We start from the raw sequence: 26,040 nt of genomic DNA on the forward strand, positions 1-26,040 counted from the left end.
CACCGGCTTTTTCGCATTTACTATATATTTGATAGCAATAAAGTGTTTACCATCGCGCGCAGATGCCTTAGAAACCTTCAAACTTTGGGCCTCTATGCCGTGTAACCCGTGCCTGGCAAGTCGTTACGATGCGTGTCCTTTTCACCCGGCCCCTGCGCCCAGACCGTTCCGCCTGACGGTGGTCTGCGGCGCCGCGCGGCTCCGCTATCAATGCCACCTCTTCCGTTGCTCTTTGCCGCCCGCTGGCGGCTGATCCAGGCCAGCGCACTGGCCCTGACCCTGACTCTGGTGGGCTGTGCCCAGCCCACCCCGGCGCCGCCCCACAAGCCCGTCCCGATCGCCGCTCCGGCACCGCCGCCTCCGCCCCCCGAGCCACCCGGGCGCATCATCTTTGCGGGCTTTGCGATGCACTCGCAGGCCAAGGCGTTCCGCAACGACGTGCTGCTGGCCGAGCAGCGGGTCAAGGAGATCGACCCCAACGCGCTGATGCTCAAGCTGGCCAACCCCGCGCGCGACCAGCCCACCGACTGGCCCCAGGCCACGGCAGAAAACTTTGCGCTGGTGATGTCCAAAACGGCCGAGGTGGCGCGCCCGCGCGACCGCGTGCTGCTATTCATATCGACCCACAGCAACCCCGGCCTGCTCAACATCAGCGCGGGCGGCAAAAACCTGCAACCCCTCACGCCCCAGGCCCTGAGCGATGCGCTGGCGCCGCTCAACAAGGTGCCCGTGCTGGTGGTGCTGTCCGCCTGCTACAGCGGCGCCTTTGTCGAGCCCCTGAAGGCACCGAACCGCGTGGTGATCACCGCCACGGACGCACGCCGCACCAGCTTCCAGTGCAAATACGGCGGCAACCACACGCCTTTTGCCGAAGCCTTGTTTGGCCAGGCAGGCGGCGCCAGCCTTTCGGTGACCGACTGGATGGGCGAGGCGCAAAAGTCCATCGCAGCGCAGGAAAAGCGCCGCAAGCTCCCGGCCTCCCAGCCCCTCCTCTTTGTGGGTGAGGAGGCCAAGGCGTGGGCGAATCAGCCGCTCAAGCACTGGCTGCAGGCGCCATAAGCCCAACGGGGGCCCAGCCACCCAGGCAAGTGGCCTTGTTGCCGCCCTGAATACAAAAAACCCTGAAGAGGCCACGCCTCTTCAGGGTTTTTTTCATACCGACGCCAGGAGACTCGGAACGTCAGAACGGCATCTTGGGCATGCCACCACCGCCCAGGCCTTTCATGCCGCCCATGCGCTTCATCATCTTCATGAGGCCGCCGCCCTTCATCTTTTTCATCATGCCCTGCATCTGCTCAAACTCCTTGAGCAAGCGGTTGACCTCTTGCACATGCACACCCGCCCCGTTGGCGATGCGCTTCTTGCGCGTGGCCTTGATGAGGTCGGGCTTGCGGCGCTCCAGCGGCGTCATGCTCTGGATGATGCCTTCCTTGCGCTTGATGTCCTTTTCGGCCTTGTCCATGTCCATGGCTCCGGCCTTGGCGGTGAGCTGCGACGGCAGCTTGTCCATCAGGCTGGAGAGGCCGCCCATCTGCTTCATCTGCTGAATCTGGCTCAGGAAGTCGTTCAGGTCAAAGCCGTCACCGCTCTTGACCTTGGCCGCGAGTTTTTGCGCGGCCTCCATGTCCACCCCAGCCGTGACCTGCTCGACCAGCGCCACGATGTCGCCCATGCCCAGGATGCGGCCCGCATGGCGCTCGGCATCGAACACCTCCAGGCCGTCGATCTTTTCAGAGACACCGGCAAATTTGATGGGCGCGCCGGTGATCTGGCGCACCGACAGCGCCGCACCGCCGCGCGAGTCGCCGTCGAGCTTGGTCAGCACGATGCCGGTGAGGGGCAGCGCCTCCTTGAAGGCCTTGGCGGTGTTGATCGCGTCCTGCCCTTGCATCGCATCGACCACGAACAAGGTTTCAACCGGGTTCAGCGTGGCGTGCAGATCCTTGATTTCTTTCATCAAGGCTTCGTCAATGGCCAGGCGGCCGGCCGTATCAACCAGCAGCACGTCGAAGTAGTGCTTCTTGGCGTAGTCGAGTGCAGCGCGTGCGATATCCAGCGGTTTCTGGTCAGGCGTGCTGGGGAACCACTCGGCGCCCGCCTGCTTGGTCACCGTCTTGAGCTGCTCGATGGCGGCCGGGCGGTACACGTCGCCCGAGACGGTCAGCACCTTTTTCTTGCGCTTTTCGATCAGGTGCTTGGCCAGCTTGGCTGTGGTGGTGGTCTTGCCCGCGCCCTGCAGGCCCGCCATCAAGATGATGGCCGGGGGCTGGGCGGCGAGGTTAATGTCGGAGATGCCCTCGCCCATAGTGGCGGCCAGCTCGCGGTTGACGATGGAGACCAGCGTCTGCCCGGGCTTGAGCGAGCCCAGCACCTCCTGGCCCAGCGCCTTGTCCTTCACGCGGGCGATGAAGTCGCGCACCACGGGCAGGGCCACGTCGGCCTCCAGCAGGGCCATGCGCACCTCGCGCAGCATGTCCTGCACGTTGGATTCGGTGATGCGGGCCTGGCCGCGCATCTCCTTGACGAGGCGCGAGAGTTTGTCGGTAAGGGCGGAGGCCATAGGGGAAGTTCCGGTGTTGCCTGCGCGCGATCAACACAAGGTCGGGGGCGGGCAGGCCCGCCAGGGCGCTGGCGGTGGGGGCAAAAGGCTAAACTGTGACCCATGATTTTAGCGAGTAGCTCCCCCATCAGCTGGCTGCTGGCCCTGGCCGCCGCGGTGGCATATGCCGTGCCAGCCGCCGCAGCCTCGCGCCTGGGCGCCACAGCCGCCCGCAACGCCCTGCTGGTCGCCTGGGTGCTGCACGGTGCGGCGCTGGTGTGGGGCCTGTGGGGCGACACCCCCCGCTTTGGTTTTGCACCAGCCCTGTCGATGACCGCCTGGCTGGTGCTCACGGTGTATGCGGTGGAGCGGCAGCTGTTTCCGCAAATGCAATCCCGCTGGGTGCTGGCGGGCTTGGGCGCTGCAGCCATCGTGCTGGCCATGGTCTTCCCGGGGCAGCCGCTGCATGTGGCTGCATCGGCCTGGCTGCCGCTGCACCTGGCCCTGGGCATTGCCTGCTATGGCCTGTTTGCGGCGGCCGTGGTGCACGCCTGGCTCATGACACGCGCCGAGCGCCACATCCGCCAGGCGGAAGACCCGCACAGCGGCATCCCCTTGCTCACCCTGGAGCGGCTGACCTTCCGCTTCGTGACCGCCGGTTTTGTGCTGCTCACCGCCACCCTGCTGGCGGGGTGGCTGTTTGGCGAGGCCCTCTATGGCCGCAGCTGGCGCTGGGACCACAAGGCCATCTTCTCCCTGCTGTCGTGGCTGACGTTTGCCACCTTGCTGCTGGGGCGCGCACGGTTTGGCTGGCGCGGGCGCAACGCGGTGCGGGTGCTGTATGCCGGGTCGGCCCTGCTGCTGCTGGCCTATGTGGGCTCGCGGTTTGTGCTGGAAGTGGTTCTGGGGCGCAGCGCATGAAGTACCTGGTCTTGTTCGTGGTCCTGGCCGTGGCCATCGGTATCTGGCGCAGCCGCCGCGCACCAGACGATGCCGCGCCCAAGCCATCGCCTCCCTCGCCACGCGCGCTGCCACAGGACATGCTGGCCTGCGCGCATTGCGGCGTGCACATCCCCCAGGCAGAGGCCGTGATGCTCGGCAACCAGGCCTACTGCAGCACCGAACACCGGCAGCTGGGCCCGGCCTGAGCCATGCAAACCCTGCCTGCTGGCAACTACCTGGCCACGGTGGATGCGCCTTTTGTGCGCATGTGGCGCGGCTTCCTCACCGGCCGCGTCATGGTGGCGCTCGCCCTGCTGGTCCTGCAAGGCGCGGGGCAAATCATCAACCAGGTGGCCGACCCCACGGTGCTGGCACTGTGCGTGGCCTACCTGGTGGCCACCGTAGCCCTGCGCGTGCTGGCCCGGCAGGGCCCGCCTTCGCCCGGCGCGGGCCCCCAGTGGCTCCCATCCATCGGCCTCGACCTCGCTGCCATCACGGCCATGCAACTGCTGCATGCAGGCACGATGAACTACACGCCCCTGTTCGGCCTGCCCATCCTGATGGCGGCGGTGCTGGGCACGCTCACGCTGGCGCTGGGCACCACGGCAGGCGTCACGCTGCTGCTGCTGGGCTGGGCCTGGTGGATGGGGGCACGCACGGGCGAAGACGATGCACAGCGCTACTTGCAAAGCGCACTCACCGGCACGGGCTACTTCATCGTGAGCTATCTGGTGCACCAGCTGGCAACCCGGCTGGCGCGCGAACAGGAAGTGGCGCAGCAAAGCCAGGTTGCGGCCCGCGTGCAGACCCAGGTCAGTGCCTTGGTCATCCAGAACCTGACCGACGGCGTGCTGGTGGTGGACGAGAACGATGTGGTGCGCGTCGCCAACCCGGCCGGGCTGCAATTGCTGGCCAGTGGGGCCCCGCCCGATCTGCCATTGACCCTGCAGTCCGCCTCTCCCTGGAAGCCCCTGCTGATCCTGGCCCGGCGCACTTTTCGCCACGAACAACCCCAGACGGCGGATGTGGACCTGCTGCACCCCGGCCAAAGCCCGACCGGCCTGCATGTGCGCACCTGGCTCACATCGACCCGGGAGGCCGCCAGCGAGGCCCACACCGAGCGGCTGTGCGTGATGTTTTTGCACGATCTGCGCGAAATGGAAGCCCGCTTGCGCACCGAAAAACTCGCAGCCATGGGCCGCATGTCGGCCGCCGTAGCCCATGAAATCCGCAACCCGCTGGCGGCCATCGTGCAGGCCAATGCGCTGCTGGAGGAAGACCTGCACGACCCGGCGCAAAAGCGCCTGGCCCACATGGTCCAGCAGAACGCAGACCGGTTGGCGCGCATCGCCGAAGAAGTGCTCGATATCGCCCGTGTCCAGCACCAGATCAGCCACGCGCCCGCGTCCACCCTGCAACTGGACGAGACCATTGCCCAGATCTGGCACGACTGGCAGGCCCAGGACCCGGTGCAGCGCCGTGCCGTGGTCATGCTGGACACCCAGGCCACACAGGTGGAGTTTGATGGCGAGCACCTGCGCCGCGTGCTGGTGAACCTGCTGGACAATGCCTTGCGCTACATGGGGCCGGAGCCCGACTCCCTGTGTGTTGCGACGCGCACCACCCCAGCGGGCCAGGTCAGCCTGCAGGTGTGGAGCGACGGCGCCCCCATGGACAAATCCGTGGAGCGCCACCTGTTCGAGCCCTTTTTCTCGTCCGAGAGCCGCTCCAGCGGCCTGGGCCTTTATATTTGCCGCGAACTGTGCCAGCGCCATGGAGCGTCCATCAGTTACCAGCGGCTGAACCGCACCACACTGCGGGGCGAGACCGGAGGCAACGCGTTCACCGTGGGCTTCCGCCGCACCACCCGCCCTGCCGACGCCGCGACGCTGTTTGACACCATCGTGGTCTGAACCGGATTGCCATGAACGCCCCTGCCGCCTCCATCCTCGTCGTTGATGACGAACCCGATCTGCGCACCTTGTACGAGCTGACCCTGCTGCGCGAAGGCTACCGCGTGGAGACGGCGTCCAGCGTGCAGGAGGCGCGCGACCAGCTCAAGGCCCATCGCTTCGATGCCGTGATCACCGACATGCGGCTGCCCGATGGCTTTGGCATGGAGCTGCTGCAGGACCTGCGTGACCAGCAACGCCGGGAGCGCTGTGTGGTCATGACCGCCTACGGCTCCGCAGAAAACGCGGTCGAGGCGCTGCGCTCGGGCGCCTTCGACTACCTGACCAAACCGGTGGACCTGAAGCAGTTCCGCTCGGTGGTGGCCTCGGCGGTGCAAGGCAGCGGTGGGGTTCCTGCCCCCCGCGCCGCCCGCAGCCCCGGGCAGCAACGGCAACTGGCCACGGCGGCCGAGCATGCGTCGGGCAATGCGGCGCTGGACAAGCTGGTCGGCGCATCGGAAGCCATCCGCAACGTCAAGCAGCGGGTGGCCAAGGTCTCGCGCGGCATGGCGCCGGTCCTCATCCATGGCGAGTCAGGCACCGGCAAGGAGCTGGTGGCCCAGGCGCTGCATGCCAGCAGCCAACGGGCTGACGGCCCCCTGGTGGCAGTGAACTGTGGTGCGATCCCGGAGAACCTGCTCGAAGCCGAATTTTTTGGCGCCCGCAAGGGCTCGTACACCGGCGCCAACCAGGACCGGGACGGGTACTTTCAGGCCGCACGCGGGGGCACTCTGTTCCTGGACGAAATCGGCGATCTGCCCCTGGCCATGCAGTCCAAACTGCTGCGTTCCATCCAGGAACGCAGCGTACGCCCCCTGGGCTCCACCCAGGAGGAAACCGTGGATGTGCGCATCGTGAGCGCCACCCACCGGGATCTGGCGGCCGATGTACAGTCCGGCCGCTTCCGGCAGGACCTGTATTACCGGCTCAATGTGATCGAGATCGTGATCCCGCCACTGCGGGAGCGGCGCGAGGACCTGCCCGCGCTCTGCACGGCGCTGCTGTCCCGCATCGCCCAGGAATCCGGCATGCCCGTGCCAGCCCTCACCGACCGCGCGCTCGCCGCCATCGCCGCCCACCCGCTCACGGGCAATGTGCGGGAGCTGGAGAACCTGCTGCACCGCGCAGTGGCGCTCAGCGATGGCGAGGAGCTGCATGTGGACTGGCCCACCGGTGCCACCGACCCACAGGCAGTACGCCCGGCGGCATCGCCTGGGAGCCCCCCCCAGGCGCAAGCCGCAGATGCCACCGCTTCGGCCCCGCAAAGCACCACCTGTGCCGCGCCCCTGCCCAGCGACCTGCAGGCATGGCTGGACCAGCAAGAGCGCGAGATACTGATCCGCGCGCTCAAGGAGGCTGGGTTCAACCGGACGGCCACCGCCGCGCGGCTGGGCATCAGCCTGCGCCAGATCCGCTACCGCATCGCGCGCCTGAACATCGCCGCCCCGAACGACCAGGACCCGCATGACGACATGGGGTGACGCGCAGCGCGCCTCTGTCTGGGATGGCGGCTGGCACCGAGGCGCGCGCCGTCTGGAATCGCCCAACCACGGTGCACGCCCGGCAACAGCCCAGGCGGTGGATCTGATCGTGGTGCACTCCATCAGCCTGCCACCGGGAGAATTTGGCACGGGCGCCGTGCAGCAGCTGTTCACCAACACCCTGGACTGGGATGCGCATCCCTATTACCAGGGCATCCGGGGTCTGCAGGTCTCTGCCCATTTTTTCATCGACCGCCTGGGGGTGCCATGGCAGTTTGTGGACTGCGACCTGCGCGCCTGGCACGCGGGGCAGTCGTTCTACCGGGGGCGCGCTCAATGCAACGACGACTCCATCGGCATTGAGCTGGAGGGTCTGGAAGGCCTGGGCTTCGAGCCCCCTCAGTACCAGACCCTGGCCCGGCTGTGCCAGGACATCGCATTGCGCTATCCCATCGCCCATGTGGCAGGGCATGAACACATTGCCCCCGGGCGCAAGCAGGACCCTGGCCCTGGATTCGACTGGACCGCCCTGCAGAAAGAGCTGGGCTGGCCACGCCACCAGTTCCCCGAGGCCGCACAACCCCCCGCGCCTTTGCAGCACTGAAAAGCGCTGTCGCATCGGAGCGTCAGCCCGGTATTTTTCTTTGTGCATTTGCACATTTTTTTTTCATCCAGCCACCACGCGGCCCCGAAGGGACAAYCCGCCGCCAGCACCCGCCACTGCTGGGTTTGCAGAGCCCATCGCAACACCCGCAAGGGCTTCACGCCGGGTGCTCCGCCCGTGCACCGGGGGCCTAACACAGCTTGTTTCCCTTTTTCAGGCCGGTTCAGGCGGTACACTACCGGTAGTGTCTTGAACACACATGACACACCATATATAGTGTGCGACAGGCTAAAGTCCGGCGCACCACTTCCCCATCGCGGCGCCCACTTACGCCGCTCTCCCACCCCAGACAGCCCAAAGAAGAGGACACCCATGCAAGCTGCTTTGAACACGCCTTCCACCGCCCAGCCCGGCCCGGCAGACTCCAACGAATCCCAGGCCACCCCGGCGGCAACAGCCAGCAACGAGTTCGCACACCACCAGATCATTCGCCGCAATGGCGCTGTGGTGCCGTTCGAACCGCAAAAAATTGCAGTGGCGATGATGAAGGCCTTTCTGGCAGTCCACGGAACGCAGGGCGCTGCCTCCGCCAGCGTCCGCGAAGTGGTGGACACCCTGACCCACAACGTGACCCGGGCACTGGTGCGCTCGCGCCCCGGTGGCGGCACCTTCCATATTGAAGACGTGCAGGACCATGTGGAGCTGGGCCTGATGCGTGGCGGCCACCACGAAGTGGCCCGCGCCTATGTGCTGTACCGCGAACGCCGCACCCAGGAGCGCGCTCGCCAGAGCGAGCAGCAAGCCCCTGTGGCATCCGCCCCGCTGCTGCACGTGCTGGACGGCGATGCACGCATTGCCCTGGACCTCGGCCGCCTGCAGGCACTGATCGAGTCCGCCTGCGTGAACCTGGGTGCGGACGTCAAGGCCGACCCCATCGTGGCCGAGACCATGCGCAACCTGTACGACGGCGTGCCCATGGACGAGGTCTACAAGGCGTCCATCCTGGCCGCGCGCACGCTGATCGAGAAAGACCCCGACTACACTTACGCCACCGCACGCCTGCTACTGCACACCATCGTGCGCGAAGTGCTGGGCAAGGAAGTGACCCAGGCCGAGATGGGCCAAGCCTATCTCGAATATTTCCCTCAGTTCATCAAAAAGGGGGTGGACAACGAGCTGCTGGACGAACGCCTGCTGACGTACAACCTGCAGCGCCTGGGTGCCGCCCTCAAGGCCGACCGCGACCTGAAGTTCGACTACCTCGGCCTGCAGACCCTGTATGACCGCTACTTCCTGCACGTCAAGAAGACCCGCATCGAGCTGCCCCAGGCCTTCTTCATGCGCGTGGCCATGGGCCTGGCGCTGAACGAAACCGACCGCGAAGCCCGCGCCATCGAGTTCTACGAAGTGCTGTCGTCGTTCGACTTCATGTCGAGCACGCCCACGCTGTTCAACAGCGGCACACTGCGCTCGCAGCTGTCCAGCTGCTACCTGACCACCGTGCCCGACGACCTGGACGGCATCTACGAATCCATCAAGGAAAACGCCCTGCTGTCCAAGTTTGCTGGCGGCCTGGGCAACGACTGGACCCGCGTGCGCGCCCTGGGCTCGCACATCAAGGGCACGAATGGCGAATCGCAGGGCGTGGTGCCCTTCCTGAAGGTCGTGAACGACACAGCAGTGGCTGTGAACCAGGGCGGCAAGCGCAAGGGCGCGGTCTGCACCTACCTCGAAACCTGGCACCTGGACATTGAAGAGTTCCTCGAGCTGCGCAAGAACACGGGTGACGACCGTCGCCGCACGCACGACATGAACACGGCCAACTGGATCCCCGATCTGTTCATGCGCCGCGTGATGGAAAAGGGCACCTGGACGCTGTTCTCGCCCTCCAACGTGCCTGACCTGCACGACCTGTTCGGTGCCGACTTCGAGAAGGCCTACGTGGCCTACGAAGAAAAGGCAGCGCGCGGCGAGATCAAGCCCGCCAAAACGGTGCAAGCCACCGACCTGTGGCGCAAGATGCTGACCATGCTGTTCGAAACCGGCCATCCCTGGATCACCTACAAGGATGCCTGCAACGTGCGCTCGCCCCAGCAGCACGCCGGTGTGGTGCACTCGTCCAACCTGTGCACCGAAATCACGTTGAACACCAGCGACACCGAAACCGCCGTCTGCAACCTCGGCTCGGTCAACCTGCTGCAGCACTTGAAGGATGGTCAGATCGACCACGACAAGCTCAAGAAGACCATCACGGTGGCCATGCGCATGCTGGACAACGTGATCGACATCAACTACTACGCCGTTACCAAGGCGCGTGACTCCAACCTGCGCCATCGCCCGGTGGGCCTGGGTGTGATGGCCTTCCAGGACAGCCTGTACGAGCTGCGCATTCCCTACGCATCGCAGCAAGCGGTGGAGTTTGCCGACAAGTCGATGGAAGCCATCTGCTACTACGCCTACTGGGCGTCCACCGAACTGGCCAAGGAGCGCGGCAAGTATTCCAGCTACAAGGGCTCGCTGTGGGACCGTGGCATCCTGCCCTTCGACACGCTGGACATGCTCTCGCAAGCCCGGGGCGGTTATGTGGAAGTGGACCGCTCGTCCACGCTGGACTGGGACGCTCTGCGCAAGAAGATCGCGCAGGACGGCATGCGCAATTCGAACTGCGTGGCCATCGCCCCGACGGCCACCATCTCCAACATCATCGGCGTGGATGCATCGATCGAGCCATCGTTCGGCAACCTGTCCGTGAAGTCCAACCTGTCGGGTGAGTTCACCGTCATCAACGGCGGCCTGGTGCGCGACCTCAAGCGCCTGGGCCTGTGGGATGACGTGATGATCATGGACCTCAAGCACTTCAAGGGTTCGCTGCACCCCATCGACCGCGTGCCACAGGACATCAAGGCGCTGTACTCCACCGCCTTCGAGGTCGAGCCGCAGTGGCTGGTGGAAGCCGCGTCGCGCCGCCAGAAGTGGATTGACCAGGCCCAGAGCCTGAACATCTACATGGCTGGCGCATCGGGCAAGAAGCTGGACGACACCTACAAGCTGGCCTGGATCCGTGGCCTCAAGACCACGTATTACCTGCGCACGCAAAGCGCCACGCACGTCGAGATGAGCACCGTGAACACACGCCAGCTCAACGCGGTTTCCTCGGGCAACGATGGCGGCGCGTCCGCAGCATCCGCCCCCGCGCAGGCACAGCCCAGCGCACTCGAAACGGCGGCTGCCGCCGCTGCTGCGCAGTCTGCAGCGGTGCCCGCCACGGATGTGAAGTTCTGCGCCATCGACGATCCTGGCTGCGAAGCCTGCCAATAAGGACTTCGCGCACAACACCTCGGACTGATCCGAGGTGTTGTGCCGGTGCTGTGAAGCAACAAAACGTTGCTGCACAACGCTGCAGTGCTTTCCTTTTTGCAGCACTGCTTTCATAATCCGAACACTGGAAAATCTATGTTGTCCTGGGACGAAGAAGTCAAGCCCTCATCGCAAAATCAACTGGACGGTGGACTGAACAAGAGCCACCCGGCGGAACAGCCGCCCCTGTCTTTCCAGACCCCCTCCCTGCAAGCCGTGCATGCAACGATGACGGCCTCCGCCGTTGCTCCAACCGCTGCAGCAGCCACCGCACATCGCCGCGTCAACGCAGCCGACAAGCGCATCATCAACGGCCAGACCGACGTCAACCAGCTGGTGCCTTTCAAGTACAAGTGGGCGTGGGAAAAGTACCTTGCCACCTGCGCCAACCACTGGATGCCCCAAGAGGTGAACATGACGCGTGACATCGCGTTGTGGAAAGACCCCAACGGCCTGACCGAAGACGAGCGTCGCATCATCAAACGCAACCTCGGCTTCTTTGTGACTGCCGACTCGCTGGCCGCCAACAACATCGTGCTGGGCACCTACCGCCACATCACCGCACCCGAGTGCCGCCAGTTCCTGCTGCGCCAGGCGTTTGAAGAAGCGATCCACACGCATGCCTACCAATACATCGTGGAGTCGCTGGGCCTGGACGAAGGCGAGATCTTCAGCGCCTATCTGGAAGTTGCTTCGATCCGCGACAAGGATGAGTTCCTGATCCCCTTCATCGAAGCGATCATGGACCCCAACTTCCACACGGGCACCTTCGAGACCGACCAGACGCTGCTCAAGTCGCTCATCGTGTTCGCCTGCCTGATGGAAGGGCTGTTCTTCTACGTGGGCTTCACACAGATCCTGGCGCTGGGCCGCCAGAACAAGATGACTGGTGCGGCCGAGCAGTACCAGTACATCCTGCGTGACGAATCCATGCACTGCAATTTCGGCATCGACCTGATCAACCAGCTCAAACTGGAAAACCCGCACCTGTGGACTGCCGAGTTCAAGGCCGAGATCAAGGCGCTGTTCCTCAAGGCGGTTGAGCTGGAGTATCGGTACGCCGAAGACACCATGCCACGCGGCGTACTGGGCATGAATGCCTCGATGTTCAAGGGCTACCTGCGTTACATCGCCAATCGCCGCGCTACGCAGATCGGGCTGGAGACGCTGTTCCCCAACGAAGAGAACCCGTTCCCGTGGATGAGCGAGATGATCGACCTGAAGAAGGAACGCAACTTCTTCGAAACCCGGGTTATTGAATACCAGTCCGGTGGTGCGCTGTCCTGGGACTAGCGCCTTTTCGCATCACACCACCATGGATTTTTACACCACGCCCCAGACAGACAGCGCCACAGAGCGCCGCCGTGTGGAGCGTTCCCGTGTTCATGGAGATGGAGTTCTATTCCATCTCCATGGATCGCTTTCTGTCCACTGTAGACAGGAAGTGCTCTTTGCAAATTGACCCAAGGAGAACATGATGGCAACTGCGAAAAAACCTGCCGCCAAGAAGGCTGCACCCGCGAAAAAAGCTGCAACTGCGAAGCCCGTAGCAGCGAAGAAGGCTGCGCCTGCCAAGAAGGCAGCAGCACCGGCAAAGAAAGCCGCTCCAGCCAAAAAGGCCGTAGCAGCCAAGAAGGCCGCTCCCGCCAAGAAGGCCGCTCCCGCCAAGAAGGCTGCACCAGCCAAGAAGGCAGCAGCACCAGCAAAGAAAGCCGCTCCAGCCAAGAAGGCCGTAGCAGCAAAGAAGGCTGCACCCGCCAAAAAGGCAGCAGCACCAGCGAAGAAAGCCGCTCCAGCCAAGAAGGCCGTAGCAGCGAAGAAGGCCGCTCCTGCCAAGAAGGCAGCAGCACCGGCCAAGAAAGCCGCTCCAGCCAAAAAGGCCGTAGCAGCAAAGAAGCCCGCAGCCCCTGCCAAGAAGGCCGCTCCTGCCAAGAAGGCAGCAGCACCAGCCAAGAAGGCCACTGCCAAGGCTCCCGCCAAGAAAGCTGCTCCTGCCAAAAAGGCCCCCAAGGCGCCTGCCCCTGCGGCCGCACCCGCAGCGCAGACCACCCTGAACCCTCAGGCTGCCTGGCCGTTCCCTACGGGCAACAAGCCTTAATTCAGGCGTATCACACGCTCAACCCGGTGCCTGTGCACCGGGTTTTTTTACGCCTGCTGCACACCAGCCAACAAACAGGGAGGCCGCATGGGCCACACCTCGCAGCGGCAGCACATGGTCAAGTCGGCGCTGGACCGGGCTCAAACATCTGCTCAGGCCCCTATACCAACCCCGACCACGGCTTACTCCACCGCAAAATCCAGCGTGTAGTTCTGCGGCCCGCGCTGAGCGATCTTGAGGGCCCCCACACGGTTGCCCAGCGCCGCACAACGTGGCAGCGCCCAGCCCCGTTCCAGGCCGAACAGCAGCGCACCACGCCAGGCATCCCCACACCCCGTGGGGTCCACCACCTGCGTCGGCACCACGGCAGGCACATGGGTCTTTTCGCCTGCAACCCACACCTCACAGCCCTCGGCCCCCAAGGTGACCACCAGCCCCTCCACCTTGCGCGAGATTTCAGCCAGGGTCCAGCCGGTGCGGTCGCTCAGCATCTTCCCTTCGTAGTCGTTGACCGTGACCCAGGATGCCTGGTCAATGAACTTCGCCAGCTCTTCACCGCTGAACATGGGCAGCCCCTGGCCAGGATCGAACACAAAAGGAATGCCCGCCGCCACGAACTGGGCCGCATGCTCCAGCATGGCATCACGCCCATCGGGCGCAATGATCCCCACACTCGCCTTGGCGCCCACATCAATGCGGTTGGCATGCGCCTGCATCATGGCCCCCGGGTGAAAGGCCGTGATCTGGTTGTTGTCGCGGTCCGTCATGATCATGGCCTGCGCGGTGTAGGTGTCCTGCACCTGGCCCACGTGGCGGCAATCGATGTCCAGCGACTCCAGCCGCTGAAGGTAGTCGGCCCCATCGCTGCCCAGCATGGCCATGGGCAAAGGCTCACCCCCCAGGAGTTTGAGGCTGTAGGCAATATTGCCCGCACACCCACCAAAATCGCGGCGCAGAGAAGGCACCAGGAACGACACATTGAGGATGTGCAACTGGTCGGGCAGGATCTGCTCGGCAAATCGCCCCTCGAAAGTCATGATGGTGTCGAACGCCAGGGAACCACAAATGAGGGCAGCCATAGATAGTGAAACTCGGTAAGTTGTTGGGAGAAATCAGGGATAGAACGCCAGCAGCCGGTAGCCCGCCACGCGCGCGCCGCCCGTGGTCACGATCACCGATACCGAGGTGCTCCATTCGCCATGCGCTGGCAGCTCCGCCGGTGCAGCCATGTCGGTCGGCAGCAGCACCCTGCGCAACACCGGCTGGTCCTGGGCATCGGTCAAGGTCAACTCTACCGCTGGCATGGCCAATGGAATGTCCGCCTTGCTTTTCATGGCCAACGCCAGCTGGTAACTGTCGCCCCGGGCCTTGTTGAACGAGGAGCTGTCGATGACCACATCGGCAATCTGGCGCTGGGGAGCGACCTCGCACCGCAAAGGCTCGCACAACTGGAGCAGCCACGGCCTTGCACGCGGGTCCGTGGCGGCAATGCGGTCACGCTCCTGGACTGCGACCTGCAGCAACAGGCCCACAACCAAGACCAGCAATACAAGCACCAGCACAGCCCGCACCACAGGCTTGCGCCAGAAAGCCTTGCGCCGCGCAGCAACCACAAAACTGACCTCCGGCCCGGCCTCATGTGCACTCTCTTCGCCCTGCTCATCTCCATCCACCTGGCTGGCCACGGGCTTGCGACTGCGGGCCTGCAACACCGCAGCTGGAGAGTCATCTGCGACCAGCTCCAACGCAGCCGGTATCTCATCCACCAGGGGCCGCTGCACAAAATCCACCGACGGCAGGGGCTCAGGCACTGCCCCCGGAGTCGCAGGCACTACCGGTGGGACATCGTGATGGTCAGCACTCGGCAAGCCAGAGGAAAGCGCCTCTTCAGGGTGCTCCAGCACGGGCTCCGCTGCCAAAGAGCGCCCGGTCGCCCCGACCAATGCCTCGCCGACCCCGGCCAAGGAACTCTCCACTCCGATCTTCTCCGAGGTCACCAGGTCGTCAAGCCCGATGGAGTCATGCGGATCGGCAGCAGGAAGCTCGTACCCACCCCGCACGACCTCGGCAGCCCCAGTCACATCGGCATCCGCCACAGCTGTGGGCAGCACCGCCGCCTCAGCAGCCGCCCCCGCAGCAGCATCCAACACCGGCTTTGCCACGACCTCTTCCGTGGCCGGTCCATCAACTGCCGGCCCCGACAGTGATGGGCTGGAATCAACCGCCTCTGCCGCCCACGGCGTGGGGACGGGCCGCCAGGAAAACGGCGCAGTCGGCGCGAGGTCCAAGGTATTTGCATCGGAAGCCGCCGCGCCTACGGCCAGGAAGGCAGGCACAGTGGGCGCAGGAATATCCAGCACAGGCATTGCCGGTGCCAGGGGGGCGGCAGCCATGGGCAGTGAAGTGTCTGCGCGATGGACTACGGCATCAGCACGCACAGGGGGATGCGCAGCATGCGCAGCCATAGAAACCGCCTGAGCGCCTCTCTCCAACGCTGAGGGCGAAGGCGACACGGACCCGCCCCCCCAAGCACGTTCGGCATCGCTCGCTCGAGCGGTGGGCGCCGGGGGCGGCCGTACATCGGTCAGCGACACATCGGGCAAAAGGGCGGCCGGGGCCACTGGCAGCAAATGCGCAGAGGCATCAAACACCTCCTTGCATTGGCCACACCGCACCCATCCTTCCGAGATGCGCAATTGGTCTGCCACCACCTTGAAGGAGGTGGCGCAGGACGGGCAGCGAGTGATCTGGCTCATCAGCGTTGGATTGTAGGGGCCGTGCCACCCCGGCCCAGGCGGAACACGCGCAGGCTCAGCGCTGGGCGGTCATCAATATCCAGCCGTCTTCGGCATCCGCCACTTCCAGCCGAACCCATGGTGCATAGGCTTCCTTCAGCTCATCGGCCTGGCGCTCCAGGATGCCCGCGAGCACTAGGTGTCCTCCCGGCGCCACATGGGCACACAGCAAAGGCGCCAGCACCCGCAAGGGGGTCGCGAGGATGTTGGCCAGCACCGTCTGGTACTCGCCCCGTGCCTTGTCGGGCAGCCCGGCGCTCAGTTGCACGCCGTTGGCCTGCGCGTTCTGTGCCGTGGATTCCACAGCGGCAGGATCGATGTCCACCGCATCAATGTCCGTGGCGCCAAACTTGGCAGCGCCAATCGCCAGGATGCCCGAACCACAGCCATAGTCCAGCACCCGGCCCAGCGGGTTGTTGCCAGCCCCCGGCTGCACCGCCCCGTTGCGCGCAATCCAGCGCAGGCACATGCGCGTGGTGGGGTGCGTGCCCGTGCCAAAGGCCAGGCCCGGGTCCAGGCGGATGCTGCGCACCGCCTGGGCAGGCAGTTCGTGCCAGGTCGGCACAATCCAGAAATCCGGCGTGATGTCCACCGGCGCAAACTGCGACTGCGTGAGCCGCACCCAGTCTTGCTCGGCCACCTGCGCCACACCCAGCACCTGACAGCCCACAAAGAAGTCCTGCACCACCAGCAATTGCTGCGCTTCGCGCGCCGCCACTTCGGATGGGAACAACGCCACCACGCGGCTGCGCTGCCAGCCATCCTTGGGCGGCGGCATGCCCGGCTCGCCAAACAGCGCCTGCTCTGCGTCGGTCTGGGCATCGGCATCCTCGACCGACACGGAGAGCGCATCGAGCGCATCCAGCGCGTCGCTGACCGGCTCGATACAGTCCTCGGGGCACATCAGACTCAACTCAAACATAGACGCCTCTCAGAAAAATGAAATGCTGACCCCCGTTGCCAAGGGCCAGCATGTGAAACCGCTAGGAGCCGTCTTCAGCGCTTGTGCTGCGACAGCCACTCTTCCAGGTAGTGGATGTTGGTGCCACCGGCCATGAACTTGGCGTCCACCATCAACTCGCGGTGCAGCGGCACATTGGTGTTGATGCCTTCGATCACGGTCTCGGACAGCGCCGTGCGCATGCGGGCCAGGGCCTGCTCGCGCGTGTCGCCGTGCACGATGATCTTGCCGATCATCGAGTCGTAGTTGGGCGGCACAAAGTAGTTGGTATAGGCATGCGAATCCACGCGCACGCCCGGGCCACCCGGTGGGTGCCAGGTGGTGATGCGCCCCGGTGACGGGACAAACTTGTACGGGTCTTCCGCATTCACCCGGCATTCAATGGCATGGCCCCGGATCTCGATCTGGCGCTGGGTGAAGGGCAGCTTCTCGCCGGCCGCCACCATGATCTGCGTCTTGACGATGTCCACGCCCGTGATCCATTCGGTCACAGGGTGCTCCACCTGCACGCGGGTGTTCATCTCGATGAAGTAGAACTCGCCGTTCTCGTACAGGAACTCGAAGGTGCCCGCACCGCGGTAGCCGATCTTCTTGCAGGCGGCCACGCAGCGCTCGCCGATCTTCTCGATCAACTTGCGGGGGATGCCAGGAGCCGGCGCCTCTTCGATCACCTTCTGGTGGCGGCGCTGCATGGAGCAGTCGCGCTCGCCCAGGTACACCGCGTTGCGGTGCTTGTCGGCCAGGATCTGGATCTCGATGTGGCGCGGGTTCTGGAGGAACTTCTCCATGTACACCGCAGGATTGCCAAACGCGGCGCCCGCCTCGGCCTTGGTCATCTGCACGGCATTGACCAGCGCGGCCTCGGTGTGCACCACGCGCATGCCACGGCCACCGCCGCCGCCTGCCGCCTTGATGATCACGGGGTAACCGACGGCCTTGGCGATGCGGCGGATCTGCACCGGGTCATCGGGCAGTTCACCCTCGGAGCCTGGCACGCAGGGCACGCCCGCGCGGATCATCGCCTGCTTGGCCGACACCTTGTCGCCCATGATGCGGATCGATTCGGGCGTGGGGCCGATGAACTGGAAGCCGCTCTTTTCCACACGCTCGGCGAAGTCGGCGTTTTCGGACAGAAAGCCATAGCCGGGGTGGATGGCTTCAGCGTCGGTCACTTCGGCCGCCGAAATGATGGCCGGCATGTTGAGGTAGGACAGCGGCGAGGGCGCGGGGCCGATGCACACCGCCTCTTCGGCCAGCTTGACGTACTTGGCGTCGCGGTCGGCCTCGGAATAGACCATCACGGCCTTGATCCCCAGTTCGCTGCACGCGCGCTGGATGCGGAGAGCGATCTCTCCGCGATTCGCAACGAGAATCTTCTTGAACATGGGTGCCTTATTCGATGACGAACAGCGGCTGTCCGTATTCCACGGCCTGGCCGTTTTCGCCCATGATGCGCGTGACCGTGCCCGACTTGTCGGCTTCGATCTCGTTCAAGATCTTCATGGCCTCGATGATGCAGATGGTCTCGCCTTCCTTCACCTGGCTGCCGACTTCGACAAATGCCTTGGCGCCGGGGCTGGACGAGCGGTAGAAGGTGCCGACCATGGGCGACTTGACGATGTGACCGGCGGGCACTGCAGGCGGAGCAGGCAGCTCTGCCACAGGAGCTGCGGCTGCAGGTGCAGGCGCCACCGGGGCTTGCATGGGGGCCGGGACATACTGCTGAACCACCGCGCCACCGCTCTTGACGATACGGACTTTGCCCTCGGCCTCCGTGATTTCGAGTTCGGACACATTCGACTCGGACACGAGATCGATGAGGGTTTTGAGTTTTCGCAGATCCATGGAAGCTCCAACGGCTATAAAACTGAACAGGGCGCGAATTTACTCCAATTTCACCCTATCGCAGTCTTCCACATGCATTTTCCATGAACTCCATCATGGAAATAGACCGCCGGAACCCTCCAAAATCACCGCAACGACCCCCAAACAGCCGCCACAAACCTCACCGCAAGGGGGCCCACAGCTGCAGATCCTGCGGAGTCACTTGCCCCATTTTACGGTGCAGCACCCGCCCTTCCCCGCCCAGCACCACGGTAAACGGTAGCCCGCCCGTCAGGTTGCCCAGTGAGCGCCCCAGATCCGTCCCTCCCAAACCCGCCAGCCCCACGGGAAACTCCAGCGGCAGACGCGCCAGGAATTTGCGCACCGCCGAGGGCTGGTCAATCGCCAAACCCAGCACTTGCCAGCCTTTGGCAGCATGTTCGCGATAGAAAGCATTCAGCATGGGCAACTCTTCCACACAGGGCGGACACCAGGTGGCCCAGAAGTTGAGCAGCAGCGGCTTGCCGGAGAAAGACTTCAACGCAACCACGCCGCCCTCCGGTTTTTCAAACTCCATGCCCCACAGCGCCTGCTCCGCCCCCGCCTCCATGGCATGCGGCTGAAACTTCCACCACGCCAAGCCCGCCCCACCCACAGCTGCAGCCCCTGCCACACCGGCATACAACAGGCGGCGGCGAGTGGCCGACGGTGCCTGCGGCAGCACGGTCGGTGATACAGGCGCGGATTCAGGCAAGTCGGAGGGTGTCGTCTTCGTCATGGGGCACTGGTTTCCTGGAGCAGGCGGCGCACGGCCGTCATGTCACCGCGCGGGGTGCGGCCTTTGGCATCGGGCTTCAAGGCGCCCCGCAGGTCATCTAGGTCGTAAATCAGCAAATGCACGCCGATCATCTCATTGAGTTCCGGCGACTTGCTGCCCAGGCTCAGGGCCTCGACCGATTCGCCATGAAAACCTGTCACCGTGCGGGGCTCATAGTCCACATGGTGATCGATCAGCGCGATCTCCGCAGATTTGGGGTCATCGCAAAACAACTGCAAGTAAATATCCGACAGGCGCGTGGCAGTGCCGTGCCACACCGCCCCCGCCAGATGCGGACGAAACGCCGCCATGCGCTCCATCCAGACCAGCGCCAGCTGGCGCAGCGCCCGCAACTCGCGCGGCTGCGTATCGGCGCAGAAGAGCTCGATGTACTCCCGCACCGCCGCTTCCACCAGATCGTTGTCAGGCAACGGGGTGCGGGCAGGCAACCCCATCTGGCGCAGGGCCCGGCGCTTGGCGGGCCCCCATTCAAGCCCTTCCTCGACCACCAGGCGTGCCGTGGTGTGGGCGATTTCTTCGCTCAAAGGTGTGTGCATGAAAGTGGAAGACAACGGAGGAGTCCGCATTGTGCGCGCGATCCATGACGGGCCGCCCTGCACCCCGCACAAGTCCCACGAACACCCCAGAAGCAGAATTGCCCCAATTGCTATATTTTTTATAGCTTTTAGGGCATATGCAGCGCGCGCAGAAAGGCATTTTTACCAAGATTTTCCGACATCGCGGCGGCTTTAGAATCAGCGCCCATGCACATACACATACTAGGGATCTGCGGCACATTCATGGGAGGCCTCGCAGCGCTGGCCCGCGAGGCAGGCCACCAGGTGACCGGTTGCGACGCCGGCGTTTACCCCCCCATGAGCGACCAGCTCCGGGCACTGGGCATCGACCTGATCGAGGGTTTTGGCGCCGATCAGATGGCTCTGCAACCCGATATGTTTGTGATCGGCAATGTGGTCAGCCGCGCCCGGCTGCCCGACGGCACCCCCAAGTTCCCGCTGATGGAAGCCATCCTGGACGCTGGCCTGCCCTACACCAGCGGCCCCCAGTGGCTGGCCGAGCATGTGCTGCAGGGGCGCCATGTGCTAGCCGTGGCAGGCACCCACGGCAAGACCACCACGACCTCGATGCTGGCCTGGATCCTGGAGAGCGCGGGCCAGCAGCCCGGCTTTCTGATTGGCGGTGTGCCACTGAACTTCGGCCTGTCTGCCCGGCTGGGGGCAACGCAACGCCCTGCGCCCGCCCCCACGCCGCTGGGCGCAGCGCCACTGTTTGTGATCGAGGCGGACGAATACGACACCGCCTTCTTCGACAAGCGCAGCAAGTTTGTGCACTACCGGCCCCGCACCGCCGTGCTCAACAACCTCGAATTCGACCACGCCGACATCTTTGACGACCTGGCCGCCATTGAGCGCCAGTTCCACCACCTGGTACGCACAGTCCCCCCGTCAGGCCGCGTCGTGACCAACGGGTTGGAGGAAAGCCTGGCCCGGGTGCTGCACACCGGATGCTGGAGCGAAGTGACCAGCTTTGGCGCGGCAGTGAGCGACTTTTACGCCGTAGGCGACCCCCAGGCATTTGACGTCATGCACCAGGGCCGACGCGTGGCCCGCGTGGAATGGTCGCTCACCGGCGTGCACAACCAGCTCAACGCGCTGGCCGCCATCGCGGCCGCCCACCATGTCGGTGTCTCCCCCGAGCAAGCCGCCAGCGCCCTCGCCACCTTCCAGAACGTCAAGCGGCGCATGGAACTGCGCGGCACCGTCGGTGGCGTGGCCGTATACGACGACTTTGCACACCACCCGACGGCGCTGCGCACCACCCTGGACGGCCTGCGCCGCAGCCTGGGCAGCAGCGCGCGGATCCTGGCCGTGTTCGAGCCCCGCAGCAACACCATGAAACTGGGCGCCATGAAAAGCCAGCTGCCCTGGGCCCTGGAGCCCGCCGATCTCGCGTTCTGCCACACGGCCGGGCTGGACTGGGATGCCGCCGAGGCCCTCGCCCCCCTGGGCGTAGGCCCGGGCCAGCGCGCACAAACCGCAGCCGACATCGACACCCTGGTGGCCCAGGTGGTGCAGTCTGCCCGGCCAGGGGATCACGTGGTGTGCATGAGCAATGGCGGGTTTGGGGGTATCCACGCCAAGTTGCTGCAGGCACTACAAAATTAATAGCTTCTTGCGCTTATCCAACGCGCGCCAACCGCCCTTTTTGCTCAAGAAAAAGCAGATCAGAACGTGACCGCCATGCCTGGCACATCCACCCGCACGATGGGCTTGGCCAGCGCAGCGCTGGCGGCGCGTGCAAAGTCGCGCGACCAGGCGGCGTCTTGCATCAGCGGCGCCCCCGCAGCACGCGCGACGGTGAGCACCTTGTCGGCCAGCAGCACTTTACCGCTGGCGCGCAATGGTTCGCAGTCCAGCGAGATGAATTGCTCATCCAGCCAGCGCCGACCCGCCTCGTGGCCCATGGGCTCGGCGCCCGCCAGGTCAAAACGGAACTCTTGATCTCCGGTCAGCTTGACCGACACTTCGCTATGCATGGTGACTCGCCTTTCTTCTGAACTGCGGACTTGCTCCAAGGGCCCCTCCAAGAGGCCCATGGAAGCCCGGAACTGCACGGGATGCGCAGTCTTCACGGGTCTCAGTTTAGAGCCAGTCGTGGCGCAGGCACTCAGCGCGCGCGGCGCGCTTTCACGGCGTCGGACAGTTCTGCCAGCGCCTGCAGCGAATCGTCCCAGCCCAGGCAGGCATCGGTGATGCTTTTGCCGTACTCCAGCTTGCTCGCATCGTCCTTGCCTGGCGTGAATTTCTGGGCCCCTGCCGTGAGGTGGCTTTCGATCATCAGGCCGAACACACTGCGCGATCCACCCGCCAATTGCGCCGCAACGTCACGCGCCACTTCAAGCTGCTTTTCGTGCTGCTTGCTGCTGTTGGCATGGCTGCAGTCCACCATCAGCGTGGCGGGCAGCTTGGCGGCTTCGAGGTCCTTGCAGGCAGCGGCCACACTGACGGCGTCGTAGTTGGGCGTCTTGCCACCGCGCAGGATCACGTGGCAGTCCTTGTTGCCCTTGGTGTTGACGATGGCGACCTGGCCGTTCTTGTGCACCGACAGGAAGTGGTGGCCCCGGCTGGCCGACTGAATGGCGTCGGTGGCGATGCGGATGTTGCCGTCCGTGCCATTCTTGAAGCCGATGGGCGCCGAGATGCCCGAGGCCAGCTCACGGTGCACCTGGCTTTCGGTGGTACGCGCACCAATCGCGCCCCAGCTGATGAGATCGCCGATGTATTGGGGCGAGATCACGTCCAGGAACTCGCTGCCTGCAGGCATGCCCAGGCGGTTGATCTCGATGAGCAGCTGGCGCGCAATGCGCAGGCCCTCGTCGATGCGGTAGCTCTCGTCCAGGTAGGGGTCGTTGATGAGGCCCTTCCAGCCCACGGTGGTGCGAGGCTTCTCGAAGTACACGCGCATCACGATTTCCAGAGTGTCGGCGTACTGGGTGCGCACGGCCATCAGGCGGCGGGCGTAGTCCACGGCGGCAGCGGGATCGTGGATGGAACAGGGGCCAATGATGACCAGCAGGCGGTCGTCCTTGCCAGCCATGATGTTGTGGATGTTCTTGCGGGTTTGGGTGATCAGCGTCTCCACCGGCGTGCCGCCGATGGGGAAGAAGCGGATCAGATGCTCGGGAGGAGGCAACACGGTGATGTCCTTGATACGTTCGTCGTCGGTCTGGCTGGTTTTCTCGACGCTGCGGTACCAGGCATCGCTGGTGGGGGTGTTGGAGACCGTCATGGTTGCTTCCTCGTGGAGTCGGTTGGAGTGGATGAAAAACGGGAGGGCTGAAAAACAAAAACCGCCGGGCTTTGCAGCGTCGGCGGTTGGTATGGGGAGGTTGTGTTTGCTTGCGCGTTTTCCTCTCATCCGCCGGGGACCGAGATAAAAAACCAAAAATAAAACGCGCTGCGAACTTGCATGGCAGCCAATGTAGCACAGGTGTGCGGCAGTGCAGCAACCCCAGGCTGTTGCGATTGCACGACAAACTGAATCATTTCAGGCCGAATGCCCAGGCTTGTGCCTCAGCTCCGCAAGCGGCGCAACCAGGCCTGCATGCGCTGCAGCGCAGACACCTTGCGCGGCGGTGCATCCTGCAGGTCGCTTGGGGGATCGCTCTGGTGTTCGTACATATCCACCAGCAACAGTGCCTCGCCCAGCGTGCGCCATGCCAGCAGCTCGAAGTGGTCAAAACTCGCGCTTTCGCGGGTGCTGCGGCGCTCCAGCATCTGCAGCCAGTCGGCAATGGCATTGCGCAAGTCGCGCAACGCGCGCTGGTAGGCACCAAACTCATACAGCGCATGCCAGGCAGAGCCCAGGCCCGTCAGGAACAGCTGGTGCTCTCGCGCGCAGTGCGACAGCGCCACAACGCGCCGCGTGATCTCGGCCGTGTCCGTGCTGGTGCGGCGGGCGCGAACCGCTTCGTCAATCTGCATGGACAGCGCGCCCAGGCTGTCCCGCAACTGGCGCGAGTCTTCGTCGGCCACACCTTCCCGCAGAAAACGGCTGATGTCCCCAAACGACTGGAGTGTCAGCAGTTGGCTGGGACGCGTGGCAGGCATGGTGATTGCATTTTGCGCTGCCTGCGGGTCGGTGCAGCGCTGGGCACGCACAGCAGGGCGCGGATGGTGGGAGCGCGCAACACATGGGCGCCCCCAGGGCCAGGATCAGGCCGTCCCACCCACCGTCAGCCCCTCGATGCGCAGCGTGGGCTGGCCCACGCCCACGGGCACGCTCTGGCCTTCCTTGCCGCAGGTGCCCACGCCGCTGTCCAGGCGCATGTCGTTGCCGATCATGGTGACCTTCTTGAGCGACTCGGGGCCGCTGCCCACGATGGTGGCGCCCTTCACGGGGTACTGGATCTTGCCGTTCTCGACCCAGTAGGCCTCGCTGGCAGAGAACACAAACTTGCCCGAGGTGATGTCCACCTGGCCGCCACCGAAGTTGCTGGCGTAGAGGCCCTTCTTGATGCTGGCGATGATTTCCTGCGGGTCCTTGTCGCCGCCCAGCATGTAGGTGTTGGTCATGCGGGGCATGGGGATGTGGGCGTAGCTCTCGCGCCGACCGTTACCGGTGGGGGCCACGCCCATCAGGCGCGCGTTGAGGCTGTCCTGGATGTAGCCTTTCAGGATACCGTCCTCGATCAGCACATTGCGCTGGCTGGCGTGGCCTTCGTCGTCCACGTTGAGCGAGCCACGGCGGTCGGCGATGGTGCCGTCGTCGAGCACCGTCACGCCCTTGGCGGCCACGCGCTGGCCGATGCGGCCACTGAAGGCGGACGAGCCCTTGCGGTTGAAGTCACCCTCCAGCCCATGGCCCACGGCCTCGTGCAGCAGGATGCCGGGCCAGCCCGAACCCAGCACCACCGTCATCTCGCCCGCCGGTGCGGGACGCGATTCGAGGTTGACCAGGGCCGCATTCACGGCTTCGTCCACGTACTTGCCCATCTGCTCGTCGTCGAAGTAGGCCAGGCCAAAACGCCCGCCGCCACCGGCCGAGCCCATTTCGCGGCGGCCGTTCTGCTCGGCGATCACCGTGACCGACAGGCGCACCAGGGGGCGCACGTCGGCCGCCAGGGTGCCATCGGCACGGGCCACCAGCACCACGTCGTATTCGCTGGCCAGGCCCGCCATGACCTGGGCCACACGCGGGTCCTTGGCGCGGGCGCGCTGCTCCAGCCGCTCCAGCAGCGCGACCTTGGCCGTGCTGTCGAGCGAGGCTATCGGGTCCACACCCGGGTACAGGCTGCGGCTCAATGCTACTTTTTTAGGAGCAATCTTTGCTTTACCAGCGCGCGCAGAGGCCGAAATAGACCGCACAGTGCGGGCCGCATCCAGCAGCGATGCCTCAGAGATGTCGTCGGAATACGCAAAGGCCGTCTTCTCGCCGCTCACGGCACGCACGCCCACGCCCTGGTCGATGCTGAAGGAGCCCGTCTTGACGATGCCTTCCTCCAGACTCCAGCCTTCACTGCGCGTGTACTGGAAGTACAGGTCGGCATCGTCCACCTGGTGGGCACGGATCTCGGCCAGGGCACGGGCCAGGTGGCTTTCGTCGAGGCCGAAGGGGGTCAGCAGCAGTTCACGGGCAACATCGATGCGCTGGCTGGTTGCCGCGCGCTGGGGGGCGGCAGTGGGGGTGCGGAAAGTCATCGCGGCATTTTAGGCGCCCGGCCATGCCCGCGCGGGCGCAGGGGCACGGGCAGCAGCGCCCGCACCCGGGCTCCAGCCCGTCAGCCCGCCGCTGTCAGGTCGCTGGTTGGCGCGCCAGATGCGTTCTGCTGGACGGACTCGATGCCTGCGTCGCGCGCCTTTTCGCCGGAGTACATCTGGCTTTGGCCGATCACCTGGCCGTTGGCCGCCTTGAGCGTGAAGTAGGGGGAGCCGTCCTTGGCACAGAGCCGTCCATAGCGGCCGTCGTTGGGCGCATTCTTCTTGACGGACTCGATGCCGTTGAGCGCGCTGGCCTTGGAGTCGTACATCTCGCTGGTCAGGATGACCTGCCCGTTGCCCGCCAGGAGGTTGAACACAAACTTGTCGTTCTTGGACTTCTTCAGCTCGAACTTCGACGCCATGGGAGTACCTCCAGAGGTTGCCAAAAC

General features: G+C 64.6%; 23 protein-coding genes and 1 pseudogene. 10 read left to right on the forward strand and 14 right to left on the reverse strand.

The features are described 5' to 3' along the window. The first annotated feature begins 225 nt into the window (after window positions 1-225). Window positions 226-1,059, forward strand: coding sequence for a C13 family peptidase (locus A1D30_RS01095; RefSeq protein ID WP_242421749.1), 834 nt, complete (start codon window positions 226-228; stop codon window positions 1,057-1,059). Between the two features lie 121 nt (window positions 1,060-1,180). On the opposite strand, the gene ffh is transcribed toward A1D30_RS01095, so the two are convergent. Then, entirely contained in the window at window positions 1,181-2,560 is a 1,380-nt protein-coding gene (gene ffh, locus A1D30_RS01100; protein ID WP_063458969.1) for a signal recognition particle protein, read from the reverse strand. A gap of 102 nt (window positions 2,561-2,662) precedes the next feature. Between ffh and ccsA the strand changes: the two genes are divergently transcribed. The 8 genes from ccsA (at window position 2,663) to A1D30_RS01140 (ending at window position 12,973) form a co-directional block, all read left to right on the forward strand. Next, window positions 2,663-3,460 carry a cytochrome c biogenesis protein CcsA gene (gene ccsA, locus A1D30_RS01105; protein ID WP_063458970.1) on the forward strand — a complete coding sequence of 266 codons (798 nt, stop codon included), beginning with the start codon at window positions 2,663-2,665 and terminating at the stop codon, window positions 3,458-3,460. Then, window positions 3,457-3,687, forward strand: a complete 231-nt coding sequence (locus A1D30_RS01110) for a PP0621 family protein (protein ID WP_063458971.1) — start codon at window positions 3,457-3,459, stop codon at window positions 3,685-3,687. The genes ccsA and A1D30_RS01110 overlap by 4 nt, the downstream gene beginning before the upstream one ends. Before the next feature lie 3 nt (window positions 3,688-3,690). Further along, window positions 3,691-5,394 (forward strand): HAMP domain-containing sensor histidine kinase, encoded by a 1,704-nt coding sequence (locus A1D30_RS01115; protein ID WP_063458972.1) that lies wholly within the window; start codon window positions 3,691-3,693, stop codon window positions 5,392-5,394. 11 nt (window positions 5,395-5,405) lie between these two features. Continuing rightward, window positions 5,406-6,914, forward strand: coding sequence for a sigma-54 dependent transcriptional regulator (locus A1D30_RS01120; protein ID WP_063458973.1), 1,509 nt, complete (start codon window positions 5,406-5,408; stop codon window positions 6,912-6,914). Continuing rightward, window positions 6,898-7,518 (forward strand): 1,6-anhydro-N-acetylmuramyl-L-alanine amidase AmpD, encoded by a 621-nt coding sequence (gene ampD / locus A1D30_RS01125; protein ID WP_063458974.1) that lies wholly within the window; start codon window positions 6,898-6,900, stop codon window positions 7,516-7,518. Before A1D30_RS01120 ends, ampD begins: the two co-directional genes overlap by 17 nt. A gap of 372 nt (window positions 7,519-7,890) precedes the next feature. Then, entirely contained in the window at window positions 7,891-10,836 is a 2,946-nt protein-coding gene (locus tag A1D30_RS01130) for a ribonucleoside-diphosphate reductase subunit alpha (RefSeq protein WP_063458975.1), read from the forward strand. Window positions 10,837-10,971: 135 nt separating this feature from the next. Continuing rightward, window positions 10,972-12,168, forward strand: coding sequence for a ribonucleotide-diphosphate reductase subunit beta (locus A1D30_RS01135; RefSeq protein ID WP_063458976.1), 1,197 nt, complete (start codon window positions 10,972-10,974; stop codon window positions 12,166-12,168). Between the two features lie 184 nt (window positions 12,169-12,352). Beyond that, window positions 12,353-12,973: a hypothetical protein gene (locus tag A1D30_RS01140; RefSeq protein WP_063459165.1), complete on the forward strand. Its 621-nt coding sequence runs from the start codon at window positions 12,353-12,355 to the stop codon at window positions 12,971-12,973. Between the two features lie 182 nt (window positions 12,974-13,155). Here the strand turns inward: A1D30_RS01140 and A1D30_RS01145 are convergent, their stop codons facing one another. The 8 genes and pseudogenes from A1D30_RS01145 to A1D30_RS01175 form a co-directional block, all read right to left on the reverse strand. Further along, window positions 13,156-14,052 (reverse strand): carbohydrate kinase family protein, encoded by an 897-nt coding sequence (locus A1D30_RS01145; RefSeq protein ID WP_063458977.1) that lies wholly within the window; start codon window positions 14,050-14,052, stop codon window positions 13,156-13,158. A 33-nt stretch (window positions 14,053-14,085) separates the two neighbouring features. Then, window positions 14,086-15,135: a DUF3426 domain-containing protein gene (locus tag A1D30_RS26290; RefSeq protein WP_242421760.1), complete on the reverse strand. Its 1,050-nt coding sequence runs from the start codon at window positions 15,133-15,135 to the stop codon at window positions 14,086-14,088. Window positions 15,136-15,624: 489 nt separating this feature from the next. After that, window positions 15,625-15,729, reverse strand: a pseudogene (locus A1D30_RS26615) (zinc-ribbon domain-containing protein); the annotation flags it as partial. 55 nt (window positions 15,730-15,784) lie between these two features. Then, the gene (gene prmA, locus A1D30_RS01155; protein WP_063458979.1) at window positions 15,785-16,690 is read right to left on the reverse strand and encodes a 50S ribosomal protein L11 methyltransferase; all 906 of its coding nucleotides are present in this window, start codon (window positions 16,688-16,690) and stop codon (window positions 15,785-15,787) included. A 74-nt stretch (window positions 16,691-16,764) separates the two neighbouring features. Beyond that, complete coding sequence (gene accC / locus A1D30_RS01160) at window positions 16,765-18,114, reverse strand: acetyl-CoA carboxylase biotin carboxylase subunit (RefSeq protein ID WP_063458980.1); 1,350 nt, start codon at window positions 18,112-18,114, stop codon at window positions 16,765-16,767. A 7-nt stretch (window positions 18,115-18,121) separates the two neighbouring features. After that, on the reverse strand, window positions 18,122-18,574 hold the full coding sequence (accB, locus tag A1D30_RS01165) for an acetyl-CoA carboxylase biotin carboxyl carrier protein (protein WP_063458981.1): 453 nt from the start codon (window positions 18,572-18,574) through the stop codon (window positions 18,122-18,124). A gap of 160 nt (window positions 18,575-18,734) precedes the next feature. Continuing rightward, entirely contained in the window at window positions 18,735-19,331 is a 597-nt protein-coding gene (locus tag A1D30_RS01170; protein ID WP_063458982.1) for a TlpA disulfide reductase family protein, read from the reverse strand. Continuing rightward, window positions 19,328-19,927, reverse strand: a complete 600-nt coding sequence (locus A1D30_RS01175) for a hypothetical protein (protein ID WP_063458983.1) — start codon at window positions 19,925-19,927, stop codon at window positions 19,328-19,330. Before A1D30_RS01175 ends, A1D30_RS01170 begins: the two co-directional genes overlap by 4 nt. 207 nt (window positions 19,928-20,134) lie before the next feature. Between A1D30_RS01175 and mpl the strand changes: the two genes are divergently transcribed. Then, complete coding sequence (gene mpl / locus A1D30_RS01180; RefSeq protein WP_063458984.1) at window positions 20,135-21,556, forward strand: UDP-N-acetylmuramate:L-alanyl-gamma-D-glutamyl-meso-diaminopimelate ligase; 1,422 nt, start codon at window positions 20,135-20,137, stop codon at window positions 21,554-21,556. A 59-nt stretch (window positions 21,557-21,615) separates the two neighbouring features. On the opposite strand, the gene A1D30_RS01185 is transcribed toward mpl, so the two are convergent. The 5 genes from A1D30_RS01185 to A1D30_RS01205 all read right to left on the reverse strand — a co-directional run bounded on the left by A1D30_RS01185 (window position 21,616) and on the right by A1D30_RS01205 (window position 26,013). Continuing rightward, window positions 21,616-21,927: a hypothetical protein gene (locus A1D30_RS01185; RefSeq protein WP_063458985.1), complete on the reverse strand. Its 312-nt coding sequence runs from the start codon at window positions 21,925-21,927 to the stop codon at window positions 21,616-21,618. Window positions 21,928-22,058: 131 nt separating this feature from the next. Next, entirely contained in the window at window positions 22,059-23,180 is a 1,122-nt protein-coding gene (locus A1D30_RS01190; RefSeq protein WP_063458986.1) for a 3-deoxy-7-phosphoheptulonate synthase, read from the reverse strand. Between the two features lie 284 nt (window positions 23,181-23,464). Then, on the reverse strand, window positions 23,465-24,001 hold the full coding sequence (locus A1D30_RS01195; RefSeq protein ID WP_063459166.1) for a hypothetical protein: 537 nt from the start codon (window positions 23,999-24,001) through the stop codon (window positions 23,465-23,467). 105 nt (window positions 24,002-24,106) lie between these two features. Next, complete coding sequence (gene tldD, locus A1D30_RS01200) at window positions 24,107-25,591, reverse strand: metalloprotease TldD (protein WP_063458987.1); 1,485 nt, start codon at window positions 25,589-25,591, stop codon at window positions 24,107-24,109. A gap of 80 nt (window positions 25,592-25,671) precedes the next feature. After that, window positions 25,672-26,013 carry a YegP family protein gene (locus tag A1D30_RS01205; protein WP_063458988.1) on the reverse strand — a complete coding sequence of 114 codons (342 nt, stop codon included), beginning with the start codon at window positions 26,011-26,013 and terminating at the stop codon, window positions 25,672-25,674. Between the last annotated feature and the right edge of the window lie 27 nt (window positions 26,014-26,040).

The organism is Acidovorax sp. GW101-3H11 (genome assembly GCF_001633105.1).
Lineage (GTDB): Bacteria > Pseudomonadota > Gammaproteobacteria > Burkholderiales > Burkholderiaceae_C > Acidovorax.